Raw genomic sequence first — 21,293 nt, forward strand, 5'->3', positions numbered from 1 at the left:
CCTCATCCCTGACAATTATTTTTCTTTATTTTTTACAGTCATCAGTCTGCCCGTTCGGCGGGAGCGCCACACAACCGTGCGGCGTTCTACGATGGGGTGAACTCTTTTAAGGTGTTCCAAACATAAATGCGCGCTGCCTGGCTTGCAGCAAAAATCTAAAATACACAGCGTGCCGCCCTCATCCCATTCTGAGTTATGGAGAAGAAACTGCGGATCGTTAATAAATCGACTCAGCGTCTCATCTCTCAGGTAGGCCCAGGTTATATACCCTATCGGGTTATCCAAATGGTCGAATAATATTTTAAATTGGTTTTGATTAATCGCTTCCTGAGTCCATAGCTGCAACGTTTTTATATGGTACAAACTGTAATTTTTATTCATCAACATACAGTTAACGGCGAAGCCCAGGCTCTCGTATTGACTGAACCTACTTTTACCCTGCTGGTTTTCTTTGATAAAACTCACGAAATATCCTCAGCGTTATTATTGTAATACGTTGATCGCCTGGCGCTCGAAACGGTCGAGATAGGTTTGCAATTGTTCAGTGATCTCGCTGACTTCGCCGCGCCAGCCGGCAATTTCTTGAAAAATCACTTCACGGCGCATGAACGTGCGGGAACCCAACCTTCTGGTGACGGTCTGCTTCATCGCCAGTTGTAATCCGGCGGAGGTTTGAGCTGCTGATGTTTCCTGAAGGTATTGCGCGTATAACCGACGGAACGCCAGAGAAAATCTCTCCTCCGCGGTCGTACCCTGTTGTTCGGCGGGAACCCTTACGGGCGCGTCGATGAGCCGGTGCAACAGGGCAATCGCCGGATGAGCATTCCCCAGGCCAAGACCTTGTCGACGGGTAAAGACGCCGGGAGCCAAATCGAACATTTTTTGCAAGCGTTCGCCTAAGGCGAACCACTCGGCGGTGAGAGGCAGGCGTTGTAAAAATGCAGGGTCAAAACCCGCCATACCGAGATTATCCAGCAGGCAGGCTCGTTTATAGGCTATGTTGAAGGCCGCACCGATGCCTTGGTGCGCTGCCGCGAGAAATGCCGGGCCGAATTGATGCTTGGCTAAATAAAAAGCGAGATCTTGCAAGCCTCTCAGCAACAAAGGGGCGTCTTCATTGAGCTTGTTGTGTTGAATGTAGCTGCGTCCGGGATCGCGACGTTCTGCGGGAAAAACACTGCGAACACCATGAAAGTCCAGCAGCCTGCCGGCCATATCGCAATTGGAGGGTGAGGTCATCATCACCAAATGCCGGGTGCGGCAGTACGCGATCTGCGTCGCGAGACGCCGGGCAAGCTCGCAGAGCCCGTAGAATGCTTGTTCTTCCTGGGGCAATGCCAACCAGCTTGCGGCGTCAAACTCCGGGGGACGAGGCAGAAAAGCCGGTGCGGCGACAATCAGCTTTTCGACCCGCTGAATATCCGAAGGCTGCCTTTGCATCGCATCATGAGGATGATAGTAGGGTGCGCGGCAAAAATGTGCAGGGCGCACGACGGGCTCACGCACCAGCAACGCCTTGCGGTTATGGGGACTTCTCGCCGATTCAGGAGAGATGGCGGCTAAGGGGCTATCGGTCAACAAGATCGCCTTATTGGGCACGGCACCGTAAGGCAGCAGTTTGGCCATGACGTTCCCCCATAATGCCTCCAATACTGCGCCGGTCATCGTCAACTCGCCATCGACATGCTTTGCCCCTTGACCGACTAACGCATTAGCCCCAATACCTTTAACCTGCCAACGCCCATCAAAGCCACAGCGTGCTCCGCCGCCGTTGCGCGAAATAGCGCCGCCGCCATAACGTTCGGCGAAAAAGACTTTTTCATCGTTTAAGCGCGGCGTACCGTCATCAAAAATAGCATGGCGATTATTTTCTTCGATGAGATAGCTGGTCTCTTTTTTCAGTTCGTCTTGTTCGGCAGGGCTTAATGCATTGTGCCAGAGTAATTGAGAACCTGTCTTTTTTGCGACGAAAGGGATCAAGCTTTCGTGAAGCATGGCGAGCTTTGTCATTTTTTAATCGTTATTTTTATTGGTGCAGAGTAAGTTAAATCCCGGCCTTATTGCACAAGGAATAATAAGACTGTTTTTTAATTTGATGAATCCGGTGTTGAAAGTGAAGACGAAGGTGAAGGGCGGCCACCGCCACTGCCATTCCAGGTTGGGCCCATAGGAACCTGTGGAATAGCAACGTTAACCGGCATGTGTGGTGCGGCTTGAATAGCTATTTCCGTCCCGACCCCCACGGCTAAGGATACGGGGGTGGGTAATTTCGCTATTGTGCTCAGGCTACCGACAATGAGCGAAGTCGGATTATAAGAGTCGTTGCCGTCAGATCCGTTAATACATGACAATTCAACTTCCGTTAAGGCTCTCATTTAAACTCCTTCTTGCGAGAGGTGATAGATAAAACAAGCGAAAAAATAATCGCCATCGGCAAACCATAACTGGCCGTGGTTTTAAGGGCGGCCGTATCCAAAAGGATCGCCTGGCGCTGCAGGCAGTAGTCTAAAAATACGGCAAGGGGAAATATCAAGAACAGCATAACGATGTGGTACGTGCGCACGCCTTTTTTCTTCGCGTTTTTATAGATCGCACTGATAATGAGGATGAAAATGACAATAAGAACTATTTCCGTTATAAGGTACAATTTGATTAGCTCCATTAATCAAAATTTACATCAAGTTACATTGGGTAACCTGATAAGTCAACAGGGTATTTTATGATTCCTCTTTATTTATCATGGTATTGAATTAATTAATCATAAAATGATTACTTTTTGTGACTATGTGTCGATGATGAAAAATAAAGATGTCAAAGAAGCGTTTGGCCGCGGTCGGCGAGGCGGTTAACTTCTAATCACTTGTTTTTGCTCAAACTGCCAACTGCGCCTAAGCTAGGTGATGACTCTGAGGGAGCCATTCCCCGAGACCTTATTCCGTGAACATGGAGGAGTTTCGATTTGATGCGTTTATCCACATTGGTGCTGGCGATCGGCATGGCGCTGGGCTCGCAGGCACAGGCAGCAGAAACCCAACCTCACGCCGACCATAGCGCGCTACCCAGCGGCCAGGCGAAGGAGGCTACCGTGACCGGTGAAGCCAATCAGCACGACAAGCAAAAGACTCAGAATCCGTTCTTCTATCAAAGCCGCCTGCCGTTCCAGGCGCCGCCGTTCAACCTGATCAAGGAAAGCGACTACGCGCCGGCGATCGACGCGGGCATCAAGCAAAAGCGGGAAGAGGTGGAGAAGATCGCCAACAACCCGGCCAAGCCCAACTTCAAGAATACCTTTGTGGCGCTGGAGCAGGCCGGTTCGCTGCTGACGCGGGTGATGAACGTGTTCGGCGCCATGACCTCGGCTAATACCAGCGATGCGCTGCAGAAGCTGGATGAAGAAACCTCGCCGAAGCTGGCGGCGCTGAACGACGACATCATGCTCAACGGCAAGCTGTTCGCGCGCATCAAGGCCATCTATCAAGATCGCGATGCGCTGAAGCTGGATCCGGAGTCGCGTCGGCTGGTGGAAGTCACCTATAAGAACTTCGAGCTGGCGGGCGCCAACCTGTCGGACGCCGACAAGGCCAAACTGAAAGCGCTGAACCAGGAAGCGGCGACGCTGAGCACCCAGTTCACCAACAAACTGCTGGCGGCGAGCAAAAACGGCGCGCTGGCGATAACCGACCCGGCGAAGCTGGACGGTCTGTCCGAAGGTGAGCTGGCCGCGGCAGCGCAGGCGGCCGCCGAGCGCAAGCTGGAGAAACAGTGGCTGTTGGTGCTGCAGAACACCACCCAGCAGCCGCTGCTGCAGAGCCTGAAAGATCGCGGCACCCGCCAAGCGCTGTTCGACGCCTCCTGGACGCGTGCGGAGAAGGGGGACGGCAACGATACCCGCCAGACCATTTCCCGTCTGGCCAAGGTGCGCGCCGAGCAGGCCAAACTGCTGGGCTACCCGAACTACGCCGCCTGGAAGCTGCAAAACCAGATGGCCAAAACGCCGGATGCCGCCTTGAGCTTTATGCGCAACATCGTGCCGGCGGCCACCGCGCGCGCCGAGCGTGAAGCCAAAGACATTCAGGCGGTGATCGATCAGCAGAAAGGCGACTTCAAGGTGCAGGCCTGGGACTGGCAGTTCTATGCTGAACAGGTGCGCAAGGCCAAGTACGATCTGGACGAATCGCAGATCAAACCTTACTTCGAGCTGAACAACGTGCTGAACAACGGCGTGTTCTACGCCGCCAACCTGCTGTACGGCATCAGCTTCAAAGAACGCAAGGACATTCCGGTCTACCAGCCGGACGTTAAGGTGTATGAAGTGTTCGACAAGGACGGCAAATCGCTGGCACTGTTCTACACCGACTACTTCAAGCGCGACAACAAGGGCGGCGGCGCCTGGATGAGCAACTTCGTCGATCAGTCGAAGCTCAACGGCACCAAGCCGGTGATCTACAACGTCGCCAACTTCACCAAACCGGCGCCGGGGCAGCCGGCGCTGCTGTCGTATGACGACGTGATCACCATGTTCCACGAGTTCGGCCACGCGCTGCACGGCATGTTCGCCGATCAGGAATACCCGAGCCTGTCGGGCACCAACACCGCGCGCGATTTCGTCGAGTTCCCGTCGCAGTTCAACGAGCACTGGGTCAGCGATCCGAAAGTGTTCAGCCACTTCGCCAAGCACTACCAGACCGGCGAGGCGATGCCGCAGGAACTGGTCGACAAGATCAAGAAGGCCGACAAGTTCAACAAGGGCTACAGCATGACCGAGCTGCTCTCCGCCGCGCTGCTGGACATGCACTGGCACATGCTGACCGCCGATCAGCCGCAGCAGGACGTGGACAAGTTCGAGGCCGAGTCGCTGCAAAAAGACAAGGTGGATCTCAGCTATGTGCCGCCGCGCTACCGTTCCAGCTACTTCCAGCACATCTGGGGTAACGGCTACGCCGCGGGCTACTACGCCTATCTGTGGACGGAAATGCTGGCGGACGACGCCTTCCAGTGGTTCACCGAGCACGGTGGCCTGACCGCCGAAAACGGCCAGCGTTTCCGCGACATGATCCTGTCGCGCGGCAACAGCCAGGATCTGGAGAAGCTGTACATCGACTGGCGCGGCAAAGAGCCGAGCATTGAACCGATGCTGATCAACCGCGGGCTGAAGGACGAATAATCCCGAGGGTATGAACAAGGAGAGTGAATAAACCAACGGCACGCCAAATGTCGGGTCGCATTCCGACGTTTGGCGGTGCCGTTTTCTGGTCGGCAGGGAGAAGACAAGCTACCTGGCCTGAATTTCATGCACCAAATCGATAAATGCTTTGAGCCCCGGAGGCACATGTCGTCTGCCGGGATAATAGAGACGCAATCCGCCGAAAGCTGGGCACCATTCGTCCAGTACGCTAATAAGGCGGCCTGATGCGATATCTTCACGGGCAAACCAATCTGAAACGAAGGCAATCCCCACACCGCTCAATGCGGCACGATGAATGGCGCGCATTTCATTCAATACAATGCGCGGCGGTACGTTGACTCGAAGTTTCTGCTGGTGGCGTTCCAATTCCCAATGGTAAATCCCTCCGTGTGACATACGCATCCCGACGCTTTTGTGCCGTAACAGATCCTCCGGCGATTGCGGTATGCCATGTTCAGCAAAATAGTCTGGTGTAGCGACCACCAACATGCGGATATCTCCCGTTAGCTCCACGGCGATCATGTCCTGCGGGACGGACTCCGCCAAACGGATCCCCGCGTCGTAACCTTCCGCCACAATGTCCACCATTCTTGATTCGCTGGTGATATCGAGCCGCATTTGCGGGTAACGCCGCAAATACGTTTCGATCAACGGTTCGTAGAGCAGGGAGACGCACTCCTGCGGTGCGCTGATGCGCAGCGTGCCGGTTGGCGCGTCGGGCTGGGTGGCGATCTCTTCCGATGCACGCCGAATCTCGGCCAGAGCGGGGGCGATTCGTTCTACATAACGCGCGCCCGCCGGCGTCAGCGCCACGCTGCGGGTCGAACGGTTAAACAGACGTATTTTCAGGCGGCTTTCCAACCCGGCCACCGCATTGCTGACGGCGGTGGCCGACATGCCTAATTGCCGTGCGGCGGCGCGAAAGCTTTGTCGCTGCGCTACGGCCAACACGACTTCCAACTCTGTCAGTCCACTGCGATGCATAGATTATCCCGATTATCGGTACAGTTCGTACAGGATAGACCCACTTATCGTATTGATCATCTGTTTCTATACTCGTTTGACTAATCGGAACATGTGGAGCACACCATGCAAAAAATTGACAGCATTTATATCAACGGTGAATTCGTGACACCCCACGGTGAAGAACGCTTCACGCTGTTTAACCCGGCGACAGAAGACGTGATTGGCACTGTGCGTCTGGCGGACGAGGTGGATGCCGAGCGGGCGATTGCCGCAGCCAAGGCCGCATTTCCTTACTGGTCCAAGACCAGTAAGGCGGAACGCCTTGCCGTATTGCGCCGTATGCACAAAGCGGTTATGGCCCGTGAAGATGCGCTGATGGACGCTGTCGTGATGGAATATGGCGCGCCCAAAATTCGTGGGCGCTGGATGGCCAGTTACCCGGCGGACGCGATAGCTCAGGCGATCGACGCGCTGGAAAATTTCGAGTTTACGGAACAGGCGGGTAAGGCGCAGGTCATCATGACGCCTGTCGGCGTCGCCGGGCTGATTACGCCTTGGAACAGCGATGCCGGATTTATCTGCAACAAACTGGCGACGGCAATGGCGGCAGGGTGCACCGCGGTGATCAAACCCAGCGAAATGAGCGCGATGCAAACGCGGGTCATCACCGAAGCGTTGCACGACGCGGGCATTCCTGCCGGGGTATTTAACATTATCACCGGGCGAGGCGAGGTAGTGGGTGAGGTCATTAATCGACATCCCGATATTGCCAAGATCTCGTTTACCGGTTCCACGGCGGTGGGCAAACATATCGTAGAAAGCGGTGCAGAATCGCTGAAACGGGTGACATTGGAACTGGGGGGTAAATCGCCGACGCTGATCCTGGACGATGCGGATGTCATGCAGGCCGTGCCTTTGGCGCTTGCCGCCGGTTTTATGAATAGCGGCCAGGCCTGCATTGCAGGCACGCGAATTCTGGTGCCGCGCAGCCGTCAGGCGGAGTTTGAACAGGCGATTGCCGACGCGGTAGGCAAAGTCCGGTCGGGCGATCCGCGCGATGAAAATACGGAAATCGGCCCGATGGTGAGCCAAAAACAGTGGCAACGGGTGCAGGATTATATACGCCTGGGCGAGGAAGAAGGGGCGACATTGTTGGTTGGCGGCGTTGGCCGTCCATCGGGTATGGATAAAGGCTGGTGCGTGAAGCCTACGGTATTTGCGGGCAATAACCGGATGCGCATTGCCCGGGAAGAAATTTTTGGTCCGGTGCTGGTGATCATCCCTTACGACAATGAGGCCGAAGCGCTTGCGATCGCCAACGACACCGCCTACGGGCTGAGTGCGCTGGTGTTAAGCGGCGATCGCGAACGCGGGGTGCGGGTGGCGCAGCAGATTGACTCCGGGCGTGTTCTGGTGAACACGTTGGATCATGAACCTAAAGCGCCGTTTGGCGGTTTCAAACAGTCCGGGCTGGGCCGCGAGATGGGCAAATGGGGGATGCAGGCTTATCTGGAAGCAAAAACGTTGTTGGTGGGGTAACCCAGAGCCCATCGCCGTTATTGACATGCCCTGTTATGGGGAGAAAACGGCGCAAGAATCAAAGCAGACAACGGTCCCTTATCATCATTGTCATTGTCTTGCGCCTTTTCCCTTTCTATTAACGCTCAGCGGTTCACCACCTTGGCCGGCAGGGCCACCACCAGCAGCGAGCTGAGCAGCAGGCAGCCGGCGAAGGCCCAGAGCGCGCCGCCGCTCTTGCCGGTCAGATCCAGCGCCAGCCCCATCAGCGAATTGCTCACCAGCCCGGCGATGTTGGCCAGCGAACAGGCCAGCGCGAAGCCGGTCGCCGCCGCCGTGCCGCGCAGGAAGGTGGCCGGCAGGCTGAAGAACACCGGCACCGCGCCGATGATCGCCGCCTGGGCGATGGAGAACAGCAGCACCGTGGCCAGCGCGTTGTGAGTAAAGAAGGTGCTGCCGGCCATCGCCAACGCGCCGATGATAAACGGCACGATGATATGCCAGCGCCGTTCGCGCAGCCGGTCCGAACTGCTGCCGATCAGCAGCATGCCGAGCAGGGCGGCGACGCTGGGGATCGCCGTCAGATAGCCGATGGTGGTGATGTCGGTGACGCCGGCGGTTTTGATGAAGGTCGGCATCCAAAAGCCCATGGCGTAGGCGCTGAGCAGAATAGCGAAGTCGATGCCGCCGAGCATCCACACCTTCAGGTTGAAGAAGCCGTCGCGGAAGCTGTGCTTGCCGTGATCGGCCTCGGCGTCGTCACGCGCCAGATCGTCGGCGATGCGTTGTTTCTCCTCGGGCGTAAGCCACTTGGCCTGCTGATAAGTGTTAGGCAACAGCCAGAAGGTCAACACGCCCAACAGCACGCTGGGAATGCCTTCCAGCAGAAACAGCCACTGCCAGCCGTGCAGCCCGTGGCGCATGTCGAAATGGCCCATGATCCAGCCGGAGAGCGGCCCGCCGATCACGCTGGACAGCGGCAGGCCGATCATGAACAGCGCGATGATGCGGCCGCGGCGATAGGTCGGGAACCACAGCGTCAGGTAAAAGAGCACGCCGGGCAGGAAACCGGCCTCCGCCACGCCGAGCAAAAAGCGAATGACGTAGAACTGGGTCGGCGTGGTGACGAACATGGTGGCGGTGGACAGCAACCCCCAGGTGATCATGATGCGGGCGATCCACATCTTGGCGCCGACGCGCTGCAGGATCAGGTTGCTCGGCACCTCGAACAGAATATAGCCGACGAAGAACAGCCCGGCGCCCAGACCAAAGGCCGCTTCGCTCAGCTGCAGCGCGTCGGCCATCTGCAGCTTGGCCAGCCCGACGTTGATGCGATCGAGGTAGGCTGCCAGGTAGCACAGGCAAAGAAACGGGATCAGTTTCCAGGTGATTTTGCGGTACAGCAGCAGCGATTCTGCGTCCGCTTTCCCCGCCAGCGGGGTGTCGACAATGGCCATGATGTTGTCTCCAGGTGGTGCGTGTTGGCCTCCGCAGGAGGCGCCTGTTGTGTTTGCGTTGCATGGGCGCCGCCCTGTTTCGGGCGGTCGCGTGAGGCGCTGTCTGCGCCTTCGTTATTGTCGTTGCAGGTGAATCGTTGACTCATAACCGGTTCAGGTAGTCGAGCGCCTCCTGTTTGTGCACCACATCGCCGTATTTGCTGTCGATGTCGAACAGGTTGGCTTCGTGCGGGCCGGGGTGACGATCGCCGACGCACTCGCGCACCACCATGGCGCGAAAGCCGTGCTGCACCGCATCCACCGCGCTGGCGCGGATGCAGCCGCTGGTGGAACAGCCGATCATCAGCAGCGTGTCGATCCCTTGCGCCACCAGCAGCGGCGCCAGCGCGGTGCCGAAGAAGGCGCTGGCGTATTGCTTGCTCAGCACCACCTCATCGGCCAGCGGCGCCACCGGCGGGCAGAACGCCGCCAGCGGGTTGCCCGCCACCATGTCTTTCATCACCGGCGCTTTCTTCACCCACAGGCCGCCATCGGCAAAATGGCCTGCATGATAGCGGATATGGGTGTGGATCACCGGAATTCCCGTTCGGCGCGCGCAGGCCAGCAGCTCGCGGCTTTCCTCGACCGCGCTGACTACGCCCGGCGCGAACAGCGGCGCGCCTTCGGTGGTGTAGGCCTGCATAAAGTCGATCGCCAGCAGCGCCGGGCGCCGGCCGAAGCCGATGCGCTGGCCCCAGACGCCGCGATAGTTGTCGCTGAGGGTGTCGTTCATTCTGCCTCCTCAATAGGCGCCGGACAGCAGGGCGCCGGCGCCTGGGACGATCGGCTCCAGCTCCAGCGCGGTCAGCATCGCGTAAGTGGTGGCGATGGCGGCGGTGATCACCGGTTTGCCGGTTTGGGCCTCCACCGTCGGGACGGCCGGCAGCGAAGGCATCTGCACGCAGGCGGACAGCACGATAGCATCGACCTCGCGTAAGTCCATCTCGGCGACGATCCCCGGCAGCCTGGCCGGATCGTGCCGGCCGACGTCGAGGTTGTCCGGGATCTCCAGCGCGCGCCATACCTTGACCTCGATGCCTTCGTGCTGGATGTAGTCCACCACCAGCTGGGTCAGCGGTTTCATGTAGGGCGCCACCAGCGCGATGCGTTTGGCGCCGATCACCTTCAGGCCGTTGACCAGCGCGCCGGCGCTGCTGATGACCGGCGCGGCGGCCTGATTGTCTTTCGTCACCTGCGCCAGCCGGGCCTGCGATTCGCGGTGGTAACCCAGCCCCATCGCCATGATGGCCACCAGGCAGGCGTAGCCGAGCACGTCGACCCGCGCGTCGGACAGCTCCAGCGCGCAGCGATCGGACTCGGCGTCCATCGCCGCCAATTCTTCTTTATTGACGTGTTTCATGCGCATGCGGCTGGAGTGAAAGGTGAAACGCTCAGGGCGTATCAACTGGCGCGCGCCCAGCATCGCCGGGATCTCGGTTTCCATCGTGGTGTTGGAGCTGGGCACGATCTGGCCGATGCGGTAGTGGTTGCTCATGTCGGTGTTCCTCAGTTAATCCAGAAAATCGCCCAGGGCGCGGAAGAAGCCGTCGAAATCGTCCCACGGGATCATGTGTCCGGCGTTCTCGACCTCGACGATGGCGATCTCCGGCTGCAGCGCGCGGATCTCCGCCCGGTCTTCGGGCTGAATGACGCCGCCTTTGCCCGCGGCCATCAACAGCGTCGGCATGGTCAGCTGCGGGTAGTCGCGGTGGCTGTCCACCTGATGAAAATCGTCGTAGGCGCGTTGGATCGCCGGCTCGTAGCAGGTATGCAGCCACTCGGCGCGCAGCTGGCGCTGTTCTTCGCTCCAGGTTGGGCAAAAGGCGCGCATCTGCTCGGCGCTCATGCCCGGCAGCGACTGCCGGATGGAGTCGGCGTACCACGGCCATTGGCCGGGATAGGCGCGGCGGCCGGGGCCGGAAACCGGCGGATCGACCAGCACCAGCCGCCGCACGCCGGCGGGCCGCAAAACGGCGGCGCGCAGGGCGAAGCGGGCGCCCATCGAATGGCCGAGCAGGGCGTAACTGTCCAGGTTCAGCGCGGCGGCGAAGGCGTTGACGTCCTGTGCGCAGGTCTCTGCGTCATAAGCCAGTTCCGGGCCGCTGGACGACAAACCGCGGCCGCGCACGTCGAGCACGTAGACGTCGTATTTTTCCCCCAGCCGCTCGGCGACGAAGCCCCAGGTGATCGCCGGGCTGGTGATGCCGGGGACCAGGATCAGCGCCGGGCCGTGGCCGCCGTAGCGCAGATAGTGTTGGCGAATGTCGTTGGCGTGAACGTGGGCGCCGTAGAGGAAGGTGCTCATGCGGCGTTCTCCGATTTCAGCGCTTGCGCGTACAGGTCATAGCCGTAAACCCAGGCCGGATCTTCCTGGGTGCGCAGGAAGGTGTTGGCGTTGGACACCGCCTGCACCCTGGATGCGCGCTCCTTGCGGTTGGCTTCATACAGCTGGAAAGCGGTGCGGTAGTCGCTGAGGCCGGTTTCCTGCAGGCAGCGGGTCAGCATGGCGGCGTCTTCGATCGCCATCGCCGCGCCCTGCGCCATGTGCGGTTTCATCGGATGGCAGGCGTCGCCGAGCAGCACCAGACGGCCTTCGCTCCACAGCGGCAGCGGTTTGCGGTTCAGCAATGGCCATTTGGTGACCTGTTCGCTGGATTCGATCAGCGCCTGCACGATCGGGTGGTAGCCGGCGAAGGTCTCGAACATCTCTTCGCGGCTGCTGTCGATGAAGCTGCCCTGGAAATCCCAGGCCGGGTGCGGCACGCCGCTGACGTAGTAATACTCGTCGCGCCGTTGGGTGGTGTAGTAGACCATCAGATGGCGGTCCGCCGACCACCACTTCACGCAGTCTTCGAACGTCAGGTTGTATTTCGCCAGCTTCTCGCCGCGGATCAGCGCGCGGTGGGCCACCCAGCCGCTGTAGGTCGGCGCTTCCGCGCCCAGCAGGTGCTCGCGAATGCGCGAGTTGATGCCATCGGCGCCGATCACGATATCGGCGTGGGCCGAGGTGCCGTCGACGAAGTTCAGCACCACCTCGTCACCGCGATCTTCTATCTTGCTCAGGCACTTGCCGAAGTGCAGGGTGCCGGGCTGCAGCGCGGAGAGCTGCAACGCCTGCAAATCGCCGCGGTGCACCGTCACATAGGCGGCGCCGTACTCCCGGCGGGCGAAGGCGCCCAGTTCGATGCGCGACAGGTAGTCGCCGCTTTCGGCGTCGCGGCTGAACCAGAAATCGGGATGAGACGCCATCTGCTCCAACCGTTGCTCAATACCGAGGCGGCGGAAAATTTTCAGTACGTTCGGCCCCATGTGAATGCCCGCGCCGAGGCGTGAGAACGCCGGGCTCTGTTCATACAGATCGACGGTAAAGCCGGCTTTTTGCAGCAGCCCGGCGGCGGCGGCGCCCCCCAGCCCGGCGCCGACGACGGCGATGCGTGGTTGTTTGCTCATCATGTTTCCCCTGTCTGTTGGCTTTTTTCAGCGTAGGCCCAACGCGTGGCTGGACGATCGATTTATAGTGTATGCGCTAGATAACGCAAAGTTGCAAAAGTGTTAAATCAGATCTCGCTCACGCTAATTGACAGCGTGTTACTGTTAAACTCATGTTAATCACAGGATTGATGCGGGATGAAATAGGACTTTCTTATGGTGGATATTCGCAGCTTGCTTTCCTTTGCTTTTTTGACTTAGATGAAATGAGTGTGTTCACTTTAAATTGTTTGAAAAACCACCGCCGCCTTGCGGGCGTCGGTCACCCTTGACGAGACAGGAGACAGGCCATGGCGGTCAATGAAACCCAGTTGGTACAGCTGTTCGAGCAGGTGCTTACGCTGTCGAAGGTCGATGCTTCGCAGAGCGTGGCGATTTTGAAAAGCCATTATTCCGATGCGCGCACGGTGCGCGCCGCGACCGACGCGGCGCTGCGGCTGGGCGCCAAGGTGTATGCCGTCGAACTGCCGGCGTTCAACCATCCGCGAGCGATGGGCAACGACATGACCGCCTATTGCGGCGATACCGCGCTGACCGGCAATCTGGCGGCGCAGCGTGCGCTGGAGGCCGCCGACCTGATCGTCGATACCATGATGCTGCTGCATTCGCCGGAGCAGGAACAGATCCTGAAAACCGGCACCCGCATCCTGCTGGCGGTGGAGCCGCCGGAGGTGCTGGCGCGCATGTTGCCCAACGCGGAGGACAAGGCGCGGGTGCTGGCCGCCGCCGCCGTGCTGGAGCAGGCGAAGCTGATGCAGGTGACCTCCGCCGCCGGCAGCGATTTCCGCGCGCCGCTCGGGCAATACCCGACGGTGACCGAGTACGGCTATGCCGATGAACCGGGGCGCTGGGATCACTGGCCGAGCGGTTTCCTGTTCACCTGGCCGAATGAGGAGCAGGCGGAAGGGGTGCTGGTGCTGGAGGTCGGCGATATCTTGCTGCCGTTCAAAAGCTATGCGCGCGAACGCATCACGCTGGAGATCGAACAAGGGTTCGTCACTCGCATTCACGGCGGCTTTGAGGCGGAATACCTGCGCGAATACATGAAATATTTCGACGATCCGGAGGTGTACGGCATCTCGCACATCGGCTGGGGTCTGCAGCCGCGCGCCCAGTGGACGGCGATGGGCCTGCACGACAAGAACGACGGCATGTGCATGGACGCGCGCGCGTTCTACGGCAACTTCCTGTTCTCCACCGGGCCGAACACCGAAGTGGGCGGCACGCGCAAAACGCCTTGCCATATGGATATCGCGCTGCGCCGCTGCGACATTCGCCTCGACGGGCAAACGGTGGTGGCGGACGGTGAAGTGGTGGCGCCGGAGGCGTCGCGCGTGCGCCGGGCGTAATCGTTGCTGCCAACGGCGGGGGTTTGTACTATTCTCGTGGATTCCATAGATGGTGAGAGTAACGCAATGACGCCCCCCGAATACCCGTCAGCCGTGAGCGGCCAACCCGAAAATTATCATTTTACCGAGCAAGTCGGGCACCTGCTGCGCAAGGTTTATCAGCGCCACGTGGCGATTTTCCAGCAAAACGTCGGCGATTCGCAGCTGACGGCGGTGCAGTTCATCACCCTGTGCGCGGTGCGCGATATGGGGCCGAGCTCGCTGACCGAGCTGGTGCAGGTGACGGCGGTGGATCAGGCCACCATCCGCGGCATCGTCGAACGGCTGAAGGCGCGCGATCTGATCACGGTGACGCCGGATCCGATCGATCGGCGCAAGGTGGTGGTCGGCCTCACCGACGCCGGCGGCGCGCTGCTGGCGGAAACGGTGCCGCAGGCGGCGAAAATCACAGAACTGACGTTCGGTACGCTGAACCCGGCCGAACGGATAGCACTGATATTCCTGCTGAATAAAATGCTGGAAGAACCTGCCACCGGCTGATTCGCCCGCGCAACGTCGGTTGCCTGGTGGTCGGCGGCGAGAGGCCAGCCCATAAGATCATCACGTGCAGGCGGAGACGCGAACAATGGCGATATCTGAAGTGCAATCGCCCAGGGACGGCGCGAAAACCACGCTGACGGAGCATCCGCTGATGCTGTCGGTGAACGGCGAACAGCTTCATGCGCAGGTGATGGCGGATACGCCGCTCTTGCTGGTACTGCGCAACGATCTGGCGCTCAACGGCCCGAAATACGGCTGCGGCCTGGGCGAATGCGGCGCGTGCACCGTGCTGATCGACGGCGTGGCGGCGCGCTCCTGCGTGATCCCGGCGCTCGGCGTGTCCGGCCGGGCGATCGTGACCCTGGAAGGCCTTGGCGATCGCCAGCGCCCGCACCCGGTGCAGCGTGCCTTTATCGAAGAGCAGGCGGCGCAATGCGGCTACTGTCTCAATGGCATGATCATGACCACCAAAGCCCTGTTGGATCGCAATCCCGCCCCGAGCGAGGCGGAGATCCGTCAGGCGCTGTCCGGCAACCTGTGCCGCTGCGGCACCCATCTCGAAATCCTGCGTGCGGTTCAGCGCGCCATCATTCTCTGCCGCGATGAGGACGCCCACGCCCATGACTGATTCCCGTGTCCCATCGCCGAGCCAGGCCGACTTGCTGCAGCGCGACGGCGTGCTGCTGATCGTCGACAGCGTGCAACCGCCGCCGGGGCTGGTGCCCAAGGGGCAAACGCCGGTGCTGAAGCCCAAAGAGCAGGGGCTGTTTATCGCCCTGTGCGGCAGCGGCGAAATCTATGCCTTTAACGGCCATGTCGATCTCGGCACCGGCGTGCGCACCGCGCTCGGGCAGATCGTCGCCGAAGAGCTGTACCTGCGCATGGATCAGGTGCAAATGGTGTTGGGCGATACCGAACGCGCGCCGAATCAGGGCGCCACCATCGCCAGCGCCACGCTGCAGATCTCCGCCGTGCCGCTGCGCAACGCCGCCGCCGAGGCGCGCCGTTGGCTGTTGCGCCAGGCGGCGCAGCGCTTCGATGCGCCGGTGGAACAGCTGACGCTGGAAGAGGGCGTGATCCGCAGCCCGCAGGGGCAGGCGCTCAGCTACGCCGAGCTGGTGGCCGGCGACCATGTCGAACTGCCGATTTCCGGCGACGCGCCGCTGAAACCGCAGGCGGAATATCGCCTGGTGGGCACCAGCGCCGCGCGCGTCGATATTCCGGCCAAGGCGACCGGCGAAACCACCTACGTACACGATATGCGCCTGCCGAACATGCTGCATGGCCGGGTGGTGCGGCCGCCCTATGCCGGGTACGACAGCGGCGAATTCGTCGGCACCAGTCTGCTGGCGGTGGACGAAACCTCGATCGCGCATATTCCCGGCATCGTCAAACTGGTGGTGATCGGCGATTTCATCGGCATTGTCGCCGAGCGCGAAGAGCAGGCGATTAAGGCGGCGCAGGCGCTGCAGGTCAGCTGGAAAGACTGGCGCCGCAATTTGCCGCAGATGACCGACGTGGCGCAGGCGCTGCGCGACAACCCGCATTCGACCCGGGTGGTGCACGATACCGGCGACGTGGACGCGGCGCTGGCGGCGGCTGACAGGCGTTTCACCCGCAGCTACCTGTGGCCGTATCAGCTTCATGCCTCGATTGGCCCTTCCTGCGCGCTGGCGGACTACCGGCCGGAGCGTCTGCAGGTCTGGTCAGGCAGCCAGAACCCGCACCTGCTGCGCGCCGATCTGGCCTGGCTGCTGGAGTACCCGGAAGCGCAGATCGAGATCGTTCGCATGGAGGCGGCCGGCTGCTATGGCCGCAATTGCGCCGATGACGTCTGCGCCGACGCGGCGCTGCTGTCGCGCGCGGTGGGCCGGCCGGTGCGGGTGCAGCTGACCCGCGAGCAAGAGCATGTGTGGGAACCGAAGGGCACGGCGCAGCTGATGGAGGTGGACGGCGGGCTGGACGCCGCCGGGCACCCGGTCGCCTACGATTTTCGCACCTATTATCCTTCCAACGGCGCGCCGACGCTGGCGCTGTTGCTGACCGGCCGAGTCGAGCCGCTGCCTGTGGCCTATGAAATGGGCGACCGCACCTCGGTGCCGCCTTATGAGTATCCGGCGCTGCGCGTCAGCATCGAGGACATGGCGCCGATCGTGCGCGCCTCCTGGATGCGCGGCGTTTCCGCCTTGCCCAACACCTTCGCCCACGAGTCTTATATCGATGAGCTGGCCCACGCCGCCGGCGTCGATCCGCTGGAGTATCGGCTGCGCTACATCCATGATGAACGCGCCAGTGAACTGATGCGCAGCACCGCAGAACGCGCCGGCTGGACGCCGCATACCGAACCGATGCAGACCCCGGCGGAAGACGGCGTGCTGCGCGGGCGCGGCTTTGCCTACGCCCGTTACATCCACAGCAAGTTTCCTGGCTTTGGCGCGGCCTGGGCCGCCTGGGTGGCCGACGTGGCGATCGACAAAGCCAGCGGCGAAGTGGCGGTAACGCGCATCGTGGTCGGCCACGACGCGGGCATGATGGTTAACCCGGACGGCGTGCGCCACCAAATTCACGGCAACGTATTGCAATCGACCAGCCGGGTATTGAAAGAGCGCGTGACCTTTGAGGAATCGACGGTCTCCGCCAAAGAGTGGGGGGCTTACCCGATCCTGACCTTCCCGGAGGTGCCGGAGGTGGACGTGGTGATGATGCCGCGCCCTTACGATCCGCCGCTGGGCGCCGGGGAGTCGGCGTCGGTGCCCAGCGCGGCGGCCATCGCCAACGCGGTGTTCGACGCCACCGGCATTCGTTTTCGCGAGCTGCCGATCACCTCGGACAAGCTGCGAGAGGCGCTGAACGGGCCGGACGCCGAGCGGCAGGCCGCGCCGCCCAAGAAAAAGAAGCGCGGCAAATGGTGGTTCGGCGGCGCGGCGGGGCTGTTCGGCGCGGTGCTGGGCATCGCCGGCAGCGCCTTGCCGTGGCGGGCGGAGATCGCGCCGGTGGCGACGCCCGGCGCCGGCACCTGGTCGGCCGCCACGCTGGAGCGCGGCCGTCAATTGGCCGCCGCCGGAGACTGCGCGGTTTGCCATACCGCGTCGGAAGGGGCGACCAACGCCGGCGGGTTGGCGATGGCGACGCCGTTCGGCACGCTCTACAGCACCAACATTACCCCGGACGTGGCAACCGGCATCGGCAACTGGTCGTTTACCGCATTCGATCGGGCGATGCGTCAGGGCATCGCCCGCGACGGCCGCCACCTCTATCCGGCATTTCCTTACACCGCCTTCAGTAAAATGACCGACGGCGACATGCAGGCGCTGTACGCTTATCTGATGTCGCAACCGGCGGTGCGCCAGAGCAATCCGGCCAATCAGATGCGCTTCCCGTTTAACCTGCGGCCGCTGATGGCGGGCTGGAACGCGCTGTTCCTGCGCCAGGGAGAATATCAACCCGATCCGCAACAAAGCGCGCAGTGGAACCGCGGCGCCTATCTGGTCAATGGGCTCGGTCACTGCGCCGCCTGCCATTCGCCGCGCAATCTGCTGGGGGCGGAAAAGGGCGGCGCGGCTTTCCTGGCGGGGGGGATGGTGGACGGGTGGGAAGCGCCGGCGCTGAATCAATTGGCCAACGCGGACAAACCCTGGACCGAGGAACAGCTGTTTCAGTACTTGCGCAGCGGGCATTCCGCCGAGCACGGCGTGGCGGCCGGGCCGATGGGGCCGGTGGTCAGCGAACTGGCGACGTTGCCGCAGAGCGATCTGCGGGCGATGGCCAACTATGTGATGTCGTTGAGCGCCAAGGCGACGCTGAATGTGGAACCGCAGGCGCAGTTGGCGGCCCGCGCGTTGCCTGCGGGTCAACTGGCGGGCGAGCGGTTGTTTCAGGGCGCTTGCCAGGCCTGCCACAGCGCCGCCGCCGGCGGACCGCAGCTGTTCGGCGTCAGCCCGGATCTGGCCAATAACACCAATATCTTCAGCGATCGCCCCGATAACCTGATCAAGGTGATCCTGCAAGGGATCCCCAAACCGGCCACCGCCGAATTGGGCTTTATGCCGGGCTTTAAGGACAGCTTTTCCGATCGGCAGGTGACGGCGTTGGTGAATTATCTGCGCCAACGCTATGCCGGCGACAAACCGGCCTGGCGCGACGTGGAGGCTCAGGTGGCGCGGCTGCGCGCAGAGCCGGGCACGCACTGAGCCGCCTCAGGCTTGGCGCAGGAACGCCACCAGCCGCTGCGCCGGCAGCGGCAGCTGCGCCAGGTCACGCACCGCGATTGACAGACGCCGGGTCGCCCACTCGTCCGTCAGCGGCAGGGCGCCGTGTCGGATCTCCGGATGGCGTTGGGCGCTCTCTTCCGGCACCACCGCCAGCCCGGCGCCGCGCAGCACCATACGGCAGATGGCGTCGAAATTAGCCGCACGCGCCCGCAGCCGCATCGGGCCGCCGCTGCGTATCGCCAGCTGTTCCAGATGCTGTTGCAGCGCACTCTCTTCCGGCAGACCGATGAAATCAAAAGGCAGGGCGTCCGCAAAGCTGAGCGTGCGGCGGCCGCTGAGCGCATGCCCCGGCGGCAGCGCCAGCACCAGACGATCCTGGCGAAAAGGGTAACTTGTCAGCCCGCGCAGATCGGCGTGGTCCGCCACGATGCCGATATCCGCCGCCCGTTCGGCGATGGCCTGCGCGATGGCCGGGCTGGGCAGCTCCTCCAGCGCGATGTCGGTGTGCGGGTGCAGCACCAGAAAATCCGCCAACAGCTCCGGCAGAAAAGCGTCGGCGGCGACGGTATTGGCGACAATGCGCAGCTGGCTGCGCTGGCCCGGCGCGAACTCGGCCATATCACCCCGCAGCCGGTCGCGCTGTTGCAGCAGCACACGCGCGTGTTGCAACAGGCGCTCACCGGCGGACGTCGCCTGGACGCCGCGCGGATTGCGCGTCAACAGCGCCACGCCGGCCTGTTGTTCCAGCCCGCGCATTCGGGCGCTGGCGGCGGCCAGCGACAGCCCGACGCGCTCGGCGCCGGCGGTGATGCTGCCGGTTTCGAGCACCGCCGCCAACAGCCGCAGATCGATAAAGTCAAAATGCATGCGTTCTTCCTCTGTCTTTGCCGCAGGCAGGCTCTGCCATTGCCGCATTGTGCCGCGGCGCGGCGCCGGCCACAATCGGGCCGTTGATTCGCCATAAGGATAGACGCATGTCGCTGACGTTACTCGAGATTATCGCCCTGACGGGCATTTTTACGCTGGCCGGCACGGTCAAAGGGGCGATCGGTCTGGGGTTGCCGACGGTATCGATGGGGTTGCTCAGCCTGATGATGCCGCCGGGGCAGGCCGCCGCGCTGCTGCTGTTGCCCTCGTTGATCACCAATCTGTGGCAGTTGCTGTGCGGGCCGCGGTTGGGGGCGCTGTGCCGGCGGCTCTGGCCGATGATGCTCTGCGTCATGCTGGGCACGTTGCTGAGCGCCGGCGCGCTCACCGACATCGACGGCCGCCTGGCGCCGCTGGCGCTGGGCGTTTGCCTGATCGGCTATGCGCTGCTGGGTTTTACCCGTTTCGACTGGCGCGTTTCCGCCACGGCAGAGCCTTGGCTGGGACCGCTGTGTGGCCTGGTGACCGGTACGTTGACCGGCGCCACCGGCGTATTCGTCATACCGGCGGCGCCCTATCTGAACGCATTGGGCCTGGCGCGTGACGATCTGGTGCAGGCGCTGGGGTTGTCGTTCACCGTCTCGACGCTGGCGCTGGCCGCCGGATTAGCCTGGCATCAGGCGCTGCCCGCTACGCTGCTCGGCGGTTCGCTGTTGGCGCTGTTGCCGGCGCTTGCCGGCATGTGGCTGGGGGAGAGGGTGCGTCGTCATTGGCGCCCGCAGCTGTTCCGCCGCCTCTTCTTTATTGGGTTATTAATCTTGGGCGTTGAGATTATTTGGCGATTCAATTAATTGAATCGATAGTGCCTACGTGTAATTAGGTTCGGTATATTATTCCGGGTTTTATTTTAATATGATGGGTTGCAATGTTTAGAACACACTTTTCTTATTGGTTTTTTCATGAAATACAGGATGGTTATGGATTGTTATTAGTGTGTTTTACTTTTGCCACTACAGCTATTTTTAATGACTGTAAAACCAGTAGACCCATAGGAGAGTATTTATGAAGGAAATTTTAAGTAGCCAATTCGATGCGGTGTCGGGTGGATGGCAGGATCGCGATGGGAGTGGAAAAAGATCGTCTGATAACGGAGAGGGGGTATATGATGAATAGATATATTTTTTTTATAAAGAGGGATGAATCAAAAGTGCTAAGAAAGGAAGTGGTTACACGAGAAATTATTAAGGATATGAAGCGGAAGGGATTCAGAAAGCATCATGTCGAAGTGGAGGCTGATAACGGAAGCGATGCCATTAAAAAATTAAATAAGAACAGCACTGATTATTTGGATTCATTGAAATATTTTTCCGGTGATTTATTGTTTTGTTCTATTTGTGTTATTGTTATGACGATAGTCTATTTCGCCACGATGGAAATGAGTTAGGGTCAGATACTGTTGGATTTGAAGAAATAAAAAGGCTTATCGAACTGGATTTCTCTGATTTTCCCTGGATATGACATTGCCATTGAGTGAAACATACGTTCATAAAAATCTATTGGCGCCAGGATCACTCAGAAGATTTAAAGGCGTTTACTTTAATAGTTTCATATCCTATCGCCAAAATTAACTGACCTGCTGCTTGTTTTATTGTCAATACAATAGCCTGTGAAT

General features: G+C 60.5%; 19 protein-coding genes. 8 read left to right on the plus strand and 11 right to left on the minus strand.

The window, feature by feature from the left end; genetic code table 11:
* Nucleotides 1-15: 15 nt before the first annotated feature.
* From J0F90_RS11535 to J0F90_RS11545, 4 genes are all read right to left on the minus strand, one after another.
* Nucleotides 16-465 (minus strand): toxin-activating lysine-acyltransferase, encoded by a 450-nt coding sequence (locus tag J0F90_RS11535; RefSeq protein ID WP_025302733.1) that lies wholly within the window; start codon nucleotides 463-465, stop codon nucleotides 16-18.
* Between the two features lie 18 nt (nucleotides 466-483).
* On the minus strand, nucleotides 484-2,010 hold the full coding sequence (locus tag J0F90_RS11540) for a hypothetical protein (protein ID WP_050072187.1): 1,527 nt from the start codon (nucleotides 2,008-2,010) through the stop codon (nucleotides 484-486).
* 77 nt (nucleotides 2,011-2,087) lie between these two features.
* Nucleotides 2,088-2,375 (minus strand): E492 group microcin, encoded by a 288-nt coding sequence (locus J0F90_RS24920; RefSeq protein WP_125460888.1) that lies wholly within the window; start codon nucleotides 2,373-2,375, stop codon nucleotides 2,088-2,090.
* Nucleotides 2,372-2,647 (minus strand): hypothetical protein, encoded by a 276-nt coding sequence (locus tag J0F90_RS11545; RefSeq protein WP_126186697.1) that lies wholly within the window; start codon nucleotides 2,645-2,647, stop codon nucleotides 2,372-2,374. The genes J0F90_RS24920 and J0F90_RS11545 overlap by 4 nt, the downstream gene beginning before the upstream one ends.
* Nucleotides 2,648-2,962: 315 nt before the next feature.
* On the opposite strand from J0F90_RS11545, the gene dcp reads away from it, so the two are divergent.
* On the plus strand, nucleotides 2,963-5,164 hold the full coding sequence (dcp, locus tag J0F90_RS11550) for a peptidyl-dipeptidase Dcp (RefSeq protein ID WP_033640427.1): 2,202 nt from the start codon (nucleotides 2,963-2,965) through the stop codon (nucleotides 5,162-5,164).
* A 108-nt stretch (nucleotides 5,165-5,272) separates the two neighbouring features.
* On the opposite strand, the gene J0F90_RS11555 is transcribed toward dcp, so the two are convergent.
* Nucleotides 5,273-6,169 carry a LysR family transcriptional regulator gene (locus J0F90_RS11555; RefSeq protein WP_025302737.1) on the minus strand — a complete coding sequence of 299 codons (897 nt, stop codon included), beginning with the start codon at nucleotides 6,167-6,169 and terminating at the stop codon, nucleotides 5,273-5,275.
* Nucleotides 6,170-6,274: 105 nt separating this feature from the next.
* Here J0F90_RS11555 and J0F90_RS11560 point away from each other — a divergent pair, with 105 nt between their 5' ends.
* A complete protein-coding gene (locus J0F90_RS11560) occupies nucleotides 6,275-7,690 on the plus strand; it encodes an aldehyde dehydrogenase family protein (protein WP_033640426.1) in 1,416 nt (471 codons plus the stop codon).
* 125 nt (nucleotides 7,691-7,815) lie between these two features.
* On the opposite strand, the gene J0F90_RS11565 is transcribed toward J0F90_RS11560, so the two are convergent.
* From J0F90_RS11565 to J0F90_RS11585, 5 genes are all read right to left on the minus strand, one after another.
* A complete protein-coding gene (locus tag J0F90_RS11565) occupies nucleotides 7,816-9,126 on the minus strand; it encodes an MFS transporter (RefSeq protein ID WP_016927840.1) in 1,311 nt (436 codons plus the stop codon).
* A gap of 142 nt (nucleotides 9,127-9,268) precedes the next feature.
* Complete coding sequence (locus J0F90_RS11570; RefSeq protein WP_016927839.1) at nucleotides 9,269-9,898, minus strand: N-carbamoylsarcosine amidohydrolase; 630 nt, start codon at nucleotides 9,896-9,898, stop codon at nucleotides 9,269-9,271.
* Nucleotides 9,899-9,907: 9 nt separating this feature from the next.
* On the minus strand, nucleotides 9,908-10,660 hold the full coding sequence (locus J0F90_RS11575) for a maleate cis-trans isomerase family protein (protein WP_016927838.1): 753 nt from the start codon (nucleotides 10,658-10,660) through the stop codon (nucleotides 9,908-9,910).
* A gap of 15 nt (nucleotides 10,661-10,675) precedes the next feature.
* Nucleotides 10,676-11,470 carry an alpha/beta hydrolase gene (locus J0F90_RS11580; RefSeq protein ID WP_033640424.1) on the minus strand — a complete coding sequence of 265 codons (795 nt, stop codon included), beginning with the start codon at nucleotides 11,468-11,470 and terminating at the stop codon, nucleotides 10,676-10,678.
* Nucleotides 11,467-12,618 (minus strand): FAD-dependent monooxygenase, encoded by a 1,152-nt coding sequence (locus J0F90_RS11585; protein ID WP_033634195.1) that lies wholly within the window; start codon nucleotides 12,616-12,618, stop codon nucleotides 11,467-11,469. The genes J0F90_RS11580 and J0F90_RS11585 overlap by 4 nt, the downstream gene beginning before the upstream one ends.
* A 326-nt stretch (nucleotides 12,619-12,944) precedes the next feature.
* On the opposite strand from J0F90_RS11585, the gene J0F90_RS11590 reads away from it, so the two are divergent.
* The 4 genes from J0F90_RS11590 to J0F90_RS11605 all read left to right on the plus strand — a co-directional run bounded on the left by J0F90_RS11590 (nucleotide 12,945) and on the right by J0F90_RS11605 (nucleotide 18,733).
* The gene (locus tag J0F90_RS11590; protein ID WP_025302742.1) at nucleotides 12,945-14,003 is read left to right on the plus strand and encodes a 2,5-dihydroxypyridine 5,6-dioxygenase; all 1,059 of its coding nucleotides are present in this window, start codon (nucleotides 12,945-12,947) and stop codon (nucleotides 14,001-14,003) included.
* A gap of 66 nt (nucleotides 14,004-14,069) precedes the next feature.
* Nucleotides 14,070-14,543: a MarR family winged helix-turn-helix transcriptional regulator gene (locus J0F90_RS11595; protein ID WP_028128198.1), complete on the plus strand. Its 474-nt coding sequence runs from the start codon at nucleotides 14,070-14,072 to the stop codon at nucleotides 14,541-14,543.
* Nucleotides 14,544-14,628: 85 nt separating this feature from the next.
* A complete protein-coding gene (locus J0F90_RS11600; protein WP_033640422.1) occupies nucleotides 14,629-15,171 on the plus strand; it encodes a (2Fe-2S)-binding protein in 543 nt (180 codons plus the stop codon).
* Nucleotides 15,164-18,733, plus strand: coding sequence for a molybdopterin cofactor-binding domain-containing protein (locus J0F90_RS11605; RefSeq protein WP_033640420.1), 3,570 nt, complete (start codon nucleotides 15,164-15,166; stop codon nucleotides 18,731-18,733). Before J0F90_RS11600 ends, J0F90_RS11605 begins: the two co-directional genes overlap by 8 nt.
* A 6-nt stretch (nucleotides 18,734-18,739) precedes the next feature.
* Here the strand turns inward: J0F90_RS11605 and J0F90_RS11610 are convergent, their stop codons facing one another.
* Nucleotides 18,740-19,621: a LysR family transcriptional regulator gene (locus J0F90_RS11610; RefSeq protein ID WP_033640419.1), complete on the minus strand. Its 882-nt coding sequence runs from the start codon at nucleotides 19,619-19,621 to the stop codon at nucleotides 18,740-18,742.
* Between the two features lie 107 nt (nucleotides 19,622-19,728).
* On the opposite strand from J0F90_RS11610, the gene J0F90_RS11615 reads away from it, so the two are divergent.
* Entirely contained in the window at nucleotides 19,729-20,472 is a 744-nt protein-coding gene (locus J0F90_RS11615; protein ID WP_033640417.1) for a sulfite exporter TauE/SafE family protein, read from the plus strand.
* Nucleotides 20,473-20,741: 269 nt separating this feature from the next.
* Nucleotides 20,742-21,065, plus strand: a complete 324-nt coding sequence (locus J0F90_RS11620; protein WP_080286921.1) for a hypothetical protein — start codon at nucleotides 20,742-20,744, stop codon at nucleotides 21,063-21,065.
* Nucleotides 21,066-21,293 lie beyond the last annotated feature (228 nt).

Source organism: Serratia marcescens subsp. marcescens ATCC 13880 (assembly GCF_017299535.1).
Taxonomy (GTDB): Bacteria; Pseudomonadota; Gammaproteobacteria; order Enterobacterales; family Enterobacteriaceae; genus Serratia; species Serratia marcescens.

Excerpts from the sequence above, each read along its gene's own strand:
- J0F90_RS11610 (WP_033640419.1), bottom strand. The coding sequence starts at position 19,621 with ATGCATTTTGACTTTATCGATCTGCGGCTGTTGGCGGCGGTGCTCGAA.
- J0F90_RS11590 (WP_025302742.1), top strand. The coding sequence starts at position 12,945 with ATGGCGGTCAATGAAACCCAGTTGGTACAGCTGTTCGAGCAGGTGCTT.
- J0F90_RS11555 (WP_025302737.1), bottom strand. The coding sequence starts at position 6,169 with ATGCATCGCAGTGGACTGACAGAGTTGGAAGTCGTGTTGGCCGTAGCG.
- J0F90_RS11575 (WP_016927838.1), bottom strand. The coding sequence starts at position 10,660 with ATGAGCAACCACTACCGCATCGGCCAGATCGTGCCCAGCTCCAACACC.
- J0F90_RS11615 (WP_033640417.1), top strand. The coding sequence starts at position 19,729 with ATGTCGCTGACGTTACTCGAGATTATCGCCCTGACGGGCATTTTTACG.
- J0F90_RS11585 (WP_033634195.1), bottom strand. The coding sequence starts at position 12,618 with ATGATGAGCAAACAACCACGCATCGCCGTCGTCGGCGCCGGGCTGGGG.
- J0F90_RS11560 (WP_033640426.1), top strand. The coding sequence starts at position 6,275 with ATGCAAAAAATTGACAGCATTTATATCAACGGTGAATTCGTGACACCC.
- J0F90_RS24920 (WP_125460888.1), bottom strand. The coding sequence starts at position 2,375 with ATGAGAGCCTTAACGGAAGTTGAATTGTCATGTATTAACGGATCTGAC.
- J0F90_RS11565 (WP_016927840.1), bottom strand. The coding sequence starts at position 9,126 with ATGGCCATTGTCGACACCCCGCTGGCGGGGAAAGCGGACGCAGAATCG.
- J0F90_RS11570 (WP_016927839.1), bottom strand. The coding sequence starts at position 9,898 with ATGAACGACACCCTCAGCGACAACTATCGCGGCGTCTGGGGCCAGCGC.
- J0F90_RS11605 (WP_033640420.1), top strand. The coding sequence starts at position 15,164 with ATGACTGATTCCCGTGTCCCATCGCCGAGCCAGGCCGACTTGCTGCAG.
- J0F90_RS11595 (WP_028128198.1), top strand. The coding sequence starts at position 14,070 with ATGACGCCCCCCGAATACCCGTCAGCCGTGAGCGGCCAACCCGAAAAT.
- J0F90_RS11580 (WP_033640424.1), bottom strand. The coding sequence starts at position 11,470 with ATGAGCACCTTCCTCTACGGCGCCCACGTTCACGCCAACGACATTCGC.
- J0F90_RS11600 (WP_033640422.1), top strand. The coding sequence starts at position 14,629 with ATGGCGATATCTGAAGTGCAATCGCCCAGGGACGGCGCGAAAACCACG.
- dcp (WP_033640427.1), top strand. The coding sequence starts at position 2,963 with ATGCGTTTATCCACATTGGTGCTGGCGATCGGCATGGCGCTGGGCTCG.
- J0F90_RS11620 (WP_080286921.1), top strand. The coding sequence starts at position 20,742 with ATGGGAGTGGAAAAAGATCGTCTGATAACGGAGAGGGGGTATATGATG.
- J0F90_RS11540 (WP_050072187.1), bottom strand. The coding sequence starts at position 2,010 with ATGACAAAGCTCGCCATGCTTCACGAAAGCTTGATCCCTTTCGTCGCA.